8 protein-coding genes and 1 pseudogene are annotated in these 9,515 nt (G+C 45.6%); 2 read left to right on the top strand and 7 right to left on the bottom strand.

Translation table 11 applies throughout. The features are described from left to right. From RIB93_RS12765 to RIB93_RS12750, 4 genes and pseudogenes are all read right to left on the bottom strand, one after another. Positions 1–297: pseudogene (locus tag RIB93_RS12765) on the bottom strand (RNA-guided endonuclease InsQ/TnpB family protein); the annotation flags it as partial. 75 nt (positions 298–372) lie between these two features. Beyond that, positions 373–570, bottom strand: a complete 198-nt coding sequence (locus RIB93_RS12760) for a hypothetical protein (protein WP_446373139.1) — start codon at positions 568–570, stop codon at positions 373–375. Positions 571–657: 87 nt separating this feature from the next. Beyond that, positions 658–1,875 carry a glycosyltransferase family 4 protein gene (locus RIB93_RS12755; RefSeq protein ID WP_446373138.1) on the bottom strand — a complete coding sequence of 406 codons (1,218 nt, stop codon included), beginning with the start codon at positions 1,873–1,875 and terminating at the stop codon, positions 658–660. Between the two features lie 301 nt (positions 1,876–2,176). Beyond that, positions 2,177–3,391 (bottom strand): glycosyltransferase family 4 protein, encoded by a 1,215-nt coding sequence (locus tag RIB93_RS12750; protein WP_446373137.1) that lies wholly within the window; start codon positions 3,389–3,391, stop codon positions 2,177–2,179. 121 nt (positions 3,392–3,512) lie between these two features. On the opposite strand from RIB93_RS12750, the gene RIB93_RS12745 reads away from it, so the two are divergent. Further along, positions 3,513–5,039 carry a glycosyltransferase family 39 protein gene (locus tag RIB93_RS12745; protein WP_446373136.1) on the top strand — a complete coding sequence of 509 codons (1,527 nt, stop codon included), beginning with the start codon at positions 3,513–3,515 and terminating at the stop codon, positions 5,037–5,039. A 17-nt stretch (positions 5,040–5,056) separates the two neighbouring features. Here the strand turns inward: RIB93_RS12745 and RIB93_RS12740 are convergent, their stop codons facing one another. From RIB93_RS12740 to RIB93_RS12730, 3 genes are all read right to left on the bottom strand, one after another. Further along, complete coding sequence (locus RIB93_RS12740) at positions 5,057–6,019, bottom strand: GDP-mannose 4,6-dehydratase (protein ID WP_446373135.1); 963 nt, start codon at positions 6,017–6,019, stop codon at positions 5,057–5,059. A 289-nt stretch (positions 6,020–6,308) separates the two neighbouring features. Continuing rightward, complete coding sequence (locus tag RIB93_RS12735; RefSeq protein ID WP_446373134.1) at positions 6,309–7,241, bottom strand: glycosyltransferase; 933 nt, start codon at positions 7,239–7,241, stop codon at positions 6,309–6,311. A 180-nt stretch (positions 7,242–7,421) separates the two neighbouring features. Beyond that, entirely contained in the window at positions 7,422–8,402 is a 981-nt protein-coding gene (locus RIB93_RS12730) for a glycosyltransferase (RefSeq protein ID WP_446373133.1), read from the bottom strand. A 143-nt stretch (positions 8,403–8,545) separates the two neighbouring features. Here RIB93_RS12730 and RIB93_RS12725 point away from each other — a divergent pair, with 143 nt between their 5' ends. Next, a complete protein-coding gene (locus tag RIB93_RS12725; protein ID WP_446373132.1) occupies positions 8,546–9,502 on the top strand; it encodes a glycosyltransferase in 957 nt (318 codons plus the stop codon). The last annotated feature ends 13 nt before the right edge of the window (positions 9,503–9,515 follow it).

The following is a 9,515-nucleotide window of genomic DNA, read 5'->3' as shown; positions in this document are numbered from 1 at the left end:
CTTAGGATACTTACCTAATCCTTGGAAAAATCGCTTATAGGCAAAATCAACCCGCTTTAAGGTAGCTTGTAACGTATGGGAACCTAATTCAGCATACTCAATCCAAACCTTTTTAAACTCAGGTAAACAGTTCTGTTGTTCCAAATAATCAACAGAATGCCCAAAGTGTTTGTACTGTGTCCTACGATTAGCCATTGCTGCATTGTATAATTCACAATGCATTTTTCTAGCCCAATGGAGCTTGTTACATTGGGTCTTGTTTGGATAAAGCCTGAAAGTGGTTCGACGTGTTAGCATACACCTATTCTACTATTTAATCTGGTAAAATAACAATAGCAATTTGATAATTTTCCGGATATTGAAACCTGCAAATTATCCGCTATCCTTCCCCGACTTGCTATCGCTGAAGTCGGGGACAGTCGCGATTACGTTCTCCTTCAACTCCTCAATAATCGTCCCACCCCGAACTGGAGAAAAGTCGATATAGTACTTGCGATCCTCTGGATCAGCAATATTAATCGTCTGACCGGGATTTGTCGCCTTAAAAAATGCCAGTAAATCTACACTCATACCCAAACCTATTGAGTGGAATGGAGTTGTTCATTGAAACAAGGGGGTTGTCCCTACTGTGACACTGATCCCTTGCCCTATTCAATATCATTTCCCCATTAATACCTTCTCATAAAGCTCCCCCGCCCGTTTCCAAGTATATTTCTGCTCAACCAACCTTCGCCCATTCTCGGAGAGTTGTTTGCGAAGCTGACGGTTCTCAAATAAGCGACTCACCGCATACACATACTCAGCCTGTTCATTTGCCCGTAATGCCCGCAGGGGGACATCTCCGCCATCCACAGGCAATCCTTCCAAACCGCGATCGCTCGCTACCACAGGGACTCCTGCTGCCATGGCTTCTAGGGTTTTGTTTTTAATCCCATAGCTAGTCCGCAGGGGAATCACACAAACTGTTGCCTTATGCAAATAGTCTACGGTTGAACTCACCCGCCCTGCTACCGTAATTCCCGGACGTTCCTGCAACTCTAATACCTCAGGTACAGGGCGTGCGCCAACGATTTCTAGCGTTGCTTCTGGATACCGTCGTAAAATCTCTGGGAATACTTCCAAGCTGAAGAAACGCACCGCATCAACGTTTGTTGGGCTATCCATAACACCCACAAACACTAATCGCTGTCCCCCCGGATCGGAGACACGCTTAGGAAACTGTTTAAAATCGACCCCATTGGGAACTAACATAATCTTGCCCTCGGGTTCATAATCCTCAATCTGACGGCGATCTTTAGGAGTGGCAACGACAATATTGGTAAACTTGCCACAATATCGCTCTTCGTAACGGCGCAGTAGGGGTAAATTTAATTGCTCTCGTAGCTGCTTATCCGCGGGTTTGCCGTCTAACTGATGGCGCTGCTTGCGATAGAGGGAACTATGAATATTGACGACAGTTCGCAACTTCTCTCGCCATTGGGGGCGAACATAAATTTCATTCATGCTATGTTCGCAGGTGATCACATCAAAGTTTCCTGACTCTATTGCCTGGTTAACCCACTCCTGCATCTCTGGGGAGTAGTGTTTTAAGACACTTTGAGGCGTGCCTTGTTGCAGGAATGTACTCAAGCGCTGCATTTTTGACCGCAGTCCACTGTTGTTCTCTGAGTTGTTGGGTTGAGGGAAAACGACGAGTTCTTCGACCCATTCCTGCAACTTTTCCACGTCAGTCTCGGAAATATCATCAGTGCGTTGAGTCACCAGGGTAATCTGATGACGCTCACTCAGAGCCTTGAGTAAGTTAAATGTTCTAACCTCAGTTCCGCCGCCAGTGGGTGGATAGGGAAATGTGGCAGAGAGGATGAGAATTTTCATAGCGCTTCAAATTCCCCCCCAAATAGTCATAAATTCGGTTGTATCGGGATTAATGATGAATTGAGATGGCATTTATTAAAATTTCCTAATGGATTCTATCTATTTCATCAAACAGTTTTACCTTATTATATAAACATTTTAACTTTTTAATGATAAATTATTTATATAGATAATTTATCATTAATTTTTGATCACAAATTATTGACAGACTATTCCTTGAATCCAACCCTCTGTCAATAAAACTCAAAGTATTGATGGGCTTTGCGGTTTCGGCTTTGTGCATCAGCCCCTATTTGTTTGTTCACTTTGCACAAATGACTTGTTCATAAAGCTGGGCGGCTCGCTCCCATATATAATTATTCTCAATAAACTGGCGTCCATTTTGTGACAATTCCTGTCTCAGTTGAGAATCTGTAAATAAGCGAGTCACGGCATCAATATACTCGGAAACCGAATTTGCCCTCAATGCTCTTAATGGTACATTAGGACTATCAACCTCCAGTCCTTCCAACCCGCGATCGCTTCCCACCACAGGTACACCCGCCGCCATCGCCTCCAGGGTTTTGTTCTTGATCCCATACCCTGTTCGCATCGAGACAACGCATACCGTGGCTTGATGTAAGTAGTCTGCCATAGAAGGAACCCGCCCCGTTACCGTAATTCCGGGATGATTCCCCAGCGCCGATACCTCAGAGGTGGGACGTGCGCCAACCAGGGTTAAGGTTGTGTCTGGATACCGTTCTTGAATCGCGGGAAATACCTCTAAACTTAAGAACTTCACCGCATCAATATTGGCTAAATTATCCATCGCGCCAATAAACGTCAAGCAATGTCCACCTGGATCAACAGTTCGATAAGGAAATTGGCTAAAGTCTACACCATTGGGAATCACTGCAATCTGACTGGGGGGATTAAATGCCTGAATCTGTTGGCGATCATCATCCGTCGTCACCACAATATGAGAGAATTTAGCACAGTAGCGCTGTTCATAGCGATAAAGTAGAGGCAGATTCAAGCGATCGCGCCAGAGATTCTCACTTGTACCCGTTTGCAACTGATTGCGACAGGAAGCGTACACCGAACTGTGAATATTGACAACTGTTCGCAGTTGTTCGCGAAACTCCGGACGCACATAAATTTCGTTAACGCTATGTTCGCAGGTAATTACATCAACGTTATTCTTCTTGACACACTGATCAACCCAATCCTGTAATTGTGGAGAATAAATCGAGAGGACACTGGGAGGAATCCCCTGCTGTAAAAACTGACCGAAGCGCTGTAACTTGCCTAACAATCCTCCCTTCAGACTGGAAGTTGTGGGACGGGGAAAAACGACCAACTCAGCCACCCATTCTCGTAATGCTTCAATGTCAGCATCGGTTACATCGTCAGCGCGTTGAGTGAGTAGGGTAATCTCATGTCCACTGAGATGTTTGAGTAAGTTAAACGTCCTTACCTGAGTCCCTCCTTGGGTTGGGGGATAGGGGAACGTAGAAGAGAGCATCAAAATCTTCATGGGTAATTGGTGAGGGTTTAAGGTGTGTATACAAAACGTAACCTATTTTAGTTTTGATCAAGCCTGTAGAATATCAATAATTCTTCCCTCAAAACATACTCTATCAATTGGGTAAACTGATATGGGATCATCTACCTCGATAAACGCCAAACTTCGAGCGGCTCATTTCCGGCAATGGCTTCCGATTAGCTTAATCGGATTAATCGCCGCAACCCTCTACCTTTACCAACTCGCAGAAGAAGGATTCTGGATTGATGAACTCACCAGTGTTACCGACATTCAAACAGAACGGGGATTGCCGCCGAACAACCTAGTTCGTCCCCTGTATTATATGCTGCTGAGTATCTGGATACAGGTTAGCAATCATGATGCTTGGCTGCGAGGATTATCTGTCCTATTTGCGATAACAAGTGTTTTTCTTGTCTATCAGCTAGGTCGTCGTTTAGCCGGAGAAGCAGAAGGCTTAATCGCTGCCCTAATCTTGGCACTTTCACCCCTATTCATCAATCACGCCCAAGAAGTACGCATGTATGCCATGAGTACTTGCTTGGGGTTAGGTGGTACTGTGGCGTTGACATACGCCCTGATGCGTGAACCCGGTAAGCGTCCTAGTTTGGCGTCAATGGCTGGGTGGGCAGGTTTGCGACTCTTAGCCATATTCACAGTACCGCTTAACCTGACGTTACTGATACCGGATATCCTGTTGGTGGGATGGAGATTCCGCAATCAACGCGCCGTGTTGTTCGATTTTGGCAAATGGCTGCTGCTGATTGTGGTTTTGTGGTCTCCAGGTGTATTATCCGTGGTTGAAGTGGCGTCTCCTTCGTCCTCTTATGCCCAGCAAGGACATGTCGCGGGTAGACGCACGCCACAATTGATTGATATTATCCGTACTTTGAAGTTTTTTACAGTCTGGCCCTTCTCGGTTCAGTCTAATGCGATCGCCGCCTGGTTTTACAAACTATTTGCGGGACTATTAGCGGGCTTATTAGGTGCGGCGCTGATCAAAAATAAATATCACAATTCATCAAAGCTATTTTGGGTCGCAGCCTGGGCATTTATACCACTCGGCTTAATCTTTGCGTTTTCCTATATCTCAATGTCCCTGTGGGTGACCCGCTATTTGTTATTTGCTAGCCCTTACATTTTCATCCTACTGGCAGCAGGTTTGATGAGAGTGTGGCGTCAGTGGCGAATCGTGGCGATAGCCATTGCGGTAGCCTATATAATAGCCGTTGGCGGTGGATTGGTGCGCTACTATACCGTTCAAGATCGACCCAATTATAAAGCCGTTGTCCAAGTCATTAACACCAACGAGCAACCGGGTGATATCATTATTTGGTCGATGTATTATGACAAGGCGCTAGCCCATTACTATCACGGTTCCGCCCCAGCTCATCAACATATCCTTCCTAAAACTTTAGAGACATCCGATCTAGAACAATTGGTGAGTGACTTACCACCAATTGGGTCGCGCTTTTGGTTTGCCACTCAAGTGTCTTCCCAAAGTTCTCAACTATTAGAGACATTCTTGGCAGAAAACTTCGATATCCTTACCCATGAGTCATTTGCTCAGAAGTTAGACAATGATGGAAGCATGGAGGTTTTCTTATTGAGTCCGCGTTCTACAGATATTGAGACAAAATGACCAATGACCCTGCATTTTTATTGTGCCGAATTTTGTTTAGCTTGAACCATCATCCGCACAACATCAGGCATTTTATACTGAGCTTGCCATCCGAGTTTTTCTCTGGCTTTGGTAGGATTTCCCCGACTGATTGCTAAATCAGTTGGTCGGAACAAACTCCTATCCGTGATCACATAATCTTGCCAATTTAAGCCGACCGAATCAAAAGCCGCTACCACAAACTCTTCTAAGGTGTAACTCTCTCCGGTGGCAATCACATAATCATCGGGTTCTTCTTGTTGCAATATTTTATACATCGCCTCAACGTATTCCGGTGCCCATCCCCAGTCACGTTTAATGTCAACATTACCCAGATAAAGCTTTTCGTGGCTACCTTGGGCAATACGAGACACTGCCGCAACAATCTTTTGGGTCACAAATCGTTGGGGTCTCAGGGGAGATTCGTGATTGAACAGAATTCCGGAACAAGCAAACAAACCGTAAGCTTCCCGATAGTTTGCCACTTGCCAAAAGGCAGCCGATTTTGCCACGGCATAAGGGCTTCTGGGGCGAAATGGGGTCGTTTCATCCGCCGCTTCTGTGCCAATATCCCCAAAACATTCACTCGACCCCGCATTATAAAATTTAATAGGTTCACCCGTAAACCGAATCGCTTCTAAAAGATTTAACGTACCAATAGAAATACTTTCTAGGGTTTCTACGGGTTGTTCAAACGACAATCCCACCGAACTTTGTCCTGCCAAGTTATAGACTTCATCCGGTTGATTTTTCATCAGGACTTGCAGAACACTGCGAAAATCAGTGAGGGCGGCGGATTCTAGTTTCACTTGGTCACGGATACCCAGGCGAACTAAATTCTGAAAGGATGACATTTGAGCATCCCGTGATGTACCACAGACGCTATACCCTTCGTTGAGGAGTAATTTAGCCAGATAAGCGCCATCTTGACCGGACACGCCGCATATTAGTGCTTTTTTCATGATTCGTCATTCGTCATTCGTCATTTGTCTTATGTCATTCGTCATTCGTCATTCGTCATTCGTCAAGTCGGGGCGGGTTTATTTACATCTGGGTGTAACCGAAAAGATAGTAGTGAAACCCGCCCCTACACAATTTGCTCCAGCTCCCTCAGCTCCCCTAGCTCCCCCGGCTCCCCCGGCTCCCCCGGCTCCCTCAGCTCCCCCAGCTCCCCCAGCTCCCCCTGCTCCCCCAGCTCCCCCTGCTCCCCCAGCTCCCTCATCTCCCCCATCTTCCTTGTTCCCTCATCAGTCAGACCTCATCTTTGGGTTTGATTAGCATAGCTTGAATGGCGGCACGTAAGTAACCAATCTGACCATAAGCATAAACTAGATTATCAAACCGTTTGGCTGGGTCAGTCAAATGTTTCGCAGATTTATAGAGTCCCCGGGCGATGCGTTCTCCTCCTCGTCCTAACTGACGTATCCCGGTTCGACCTGCCACTTCTTCGCGATAACATTCGCTAATCCCTTGCCACCAGCTACGCTGCAAGAACCAGCTTGCTTTGAGGCGTTCTGGGGCGACATTGTGGGCAGCGACGGCATCGGGGAGATAGGCAACTTGCCAACCCTGTTTGAGGGCAAGTTCAGTCACGTATAATTCTTCGTTGGAGAGTAATTTTTTGCCTTGACGCCCTAGATTAGGATCAAAACCGCCAATTTTTTCCAGGAAGGTACGCCGGATGGAGTAGTTTAAGCCTCTGGGTGTTAAACCAGGTTCTTTGATATAGACAACAGTATCTCCGAGATCATAAAGTCCTAGATTGCCAGCGAGTTCTGGGGATATCCAGTTGGGGGGTTCGATGCCGGGGGGCCAGATTAGGGTGACTTTACCGCCAGCTACTGCCAATTTTTCATTTTGTTGATAAGCCTCTAGGAGAAATCTCAGCCATTGGGGACTGGCGACGGCATCATCATCTAAATAGGCGAGAATGGGAGCAGTGGTTTCCTTTGCGCCTGTATTGCGTGCCACGGAAAGACCAATGACGGGTTCGTAAACGTATTTGAGTTGGGGATGGGAGATTCGGGCTTCAACAATCTCACGAGTGCGATCGCTAGAGGCGTTATCGACCACTACGACTATAAAATTATCACAATCTTGGGCTAATAGGCTATCAATGGCAGCGCCTAGATACGCATCTCGGTTGTGAGTACAGATAATCGCAGCAATCTGAGGCGTTGGCATAACTATCGGGGTGAGTCGTCGCTAGAGAGTCTAACCAGCTCTGTTGTAACACAAGAATCAGACGAATCGGCAAATCAGCGTTATGCTGTCATTCAGAGGGGGCGGGTTTAGTGACATCTGGGTGGCAAGTAAGGATAATGGTAAAACCCGCCCCTACACCCTTCAAAATTAAAAAATATTTTACAACCAATCAATTTTATTCGCTTTTTCATTGAGTTGAGTTTGTTGTTGTCCGAGGTCGCGATACCAAGCACCGTACAGATTAATTGGAGTTTTTAGCACATCCCCCACAGAGGCTTTTCCGGCAATAACTTGTCCGCTGGTTATTGGCAATTCCTTTAGCAACCAACGACTGATTAAATAGAAAGATTTTTTTGAGGTTAATTTCGGTTGCAACTCAACGCCGTGTAATTCGTGTAAGTATTTATTTGAACGTCCATAGCGTTGCCATTGGCTACGGAATTCCCGCAGGTTCGTGCGGTGGCGGTGTTGGACAATGGCTGTTTGGGCAAAGTCGAGTTGCCATTGAGTCTGGCGCTGAATTCGCCAACAAATATCCGCATCTCCTCCGGTTGTCATGTAGGGACGGAATAAGCCAACCTCTTGTAAGGCTTGGCGACGAATGGCTAAATTTGCGGTTTGACCGTAGGGATAAAATGGATGATCTAGAGTGTTTTTTTGGCTTAATGTTCCTTGACGTTCAGCATGTTTTTCGAGCAGCGTTTTACCGGGTAAGGCGGAAATTTCGCCCACAACTAATCCGATTTGGGGATTGGCGAAGGGTTGAACTAAGAGACTCAACCACTGAGGAAGGGGGCGACAATCGGCATCGGTGAAGGCTAGAATTTCACCAGTGGATGCTTTTATGCCTGTATTGCGGGCTGCGTAGGAACTTTGAATCTGGTTTTCGGTGAGGGGGTGAAGGGTGATGCCTCTAGCTCTGGCGTCTTGAGCCGCTTGTTGCAGGATATCCGGTGTGCGATCGCGGCTATTATTATCTACGAGGAGGTATTCTACCTGATCTTTGGGGTATGTTTGTGAGAAGAGACACTGAATTAAGTCGGGTATGTCGGCGGCACCGTTGTAGATGGGGACAACGACGGATACCTGGGGGATAAAGGAGGAATGGGGTTGGCTATCAGTGGTGCGATCAGAACACATGATGTTATACGATTTAGCTCAAGGCTGGTCACATTTTAGCAAGGGTTCGTAGTCAGGGAACTTTAGCCCTAGATTTTTTTAGGTTCCTTGGCAGCATTATTTTCCTTTCCTCCTAGCAACAGTCACGATTTTTAAAATGGCGTATGCGGCATGTCAATATAATAACAGTCGATAATAATGCTGGATTAAGTCGAGATGCGGCTATTGTAGCTACTCTTCTAAAGCAAGCTAATTTTCAAGTTACTCTTTTTAATATCAATTCACTACCTGTTGATGCTCAAGGTCAACCGATAAACTCAGGTTTACCAAAAACCCCTATCTACGATATTAATCTCTTCCTAGAGCATGTCGTACCCCCATTATTCCCCTGTGCAAAGCTGAATTGTTTGATCCCTAATCAAGAATGGTTTTGGCAGGAGTGGCTTCCTGATCTCCCTCATTTTGACTATATCCTTTGTAAAACACGGTTTGCTCAACGTATCTTTAACAAGCTAGGATGCCGGACTGAGTTTATCAGCTTCACCAGTTTTGACCGCTTAGACGAAACCAAAACAAAACGTTATGATAAATTTTTACATTTGGCTGGAAAAAGTCCTCAAAAAGGCACAAATACAATTATCGAAATTTGGCAGCGTCATCCAGGTTTACCTCATCTGACTATTCGACGCAATTGGCAAGAAGCTGACCTAATTGAGGCAGCTAATATTGAGTATATTACCAAGTATTTGGATGATCCAGCGTTAAGGAACTATCAAAACAGTCATGGCGTTCATTTATGTCCTTCAGAAGCAGAGGGCTTTGGTCATGGAATTGTCGAAGCCATGAGCTGTCGTTCGGTGATTCTGACGACCAATGCCCCGCCGATGAATGAATTAATTACACCTGAGCGAGGCATTTTAGTAGATTGTGATACAGCTCAGGTGCAGGGAGTCGGCATTAATTATTATGTCGATAGGCAGGCATTAGAGGAAAAAATATATCAAATATTAGGAATGGATGATACAACTAAAAAAGAATGGGGGGATAATGCTCGTGATTGGTATGAAGATAATGATACATTTTTTCGGCATAAAATTGTTAATATTCTCAATTACCTTTAACTCAATACCTGTA

Origin of the sequence: Coleofasciculus sp. D1-CHI-01, assembly GCF_040218875.1 — a bacterium.
GTDB lineage: Bacteria > Cyanobacteriota > Cyanobacteriia > Cyanobacteriales > Coleofasciculaceae > Coleofasciculus.
The sequence above is the reverse complement of the archived record's forward strand: the minus strand, read 5'-3'. Positions and strand labels throughout refer to the sequence as shown.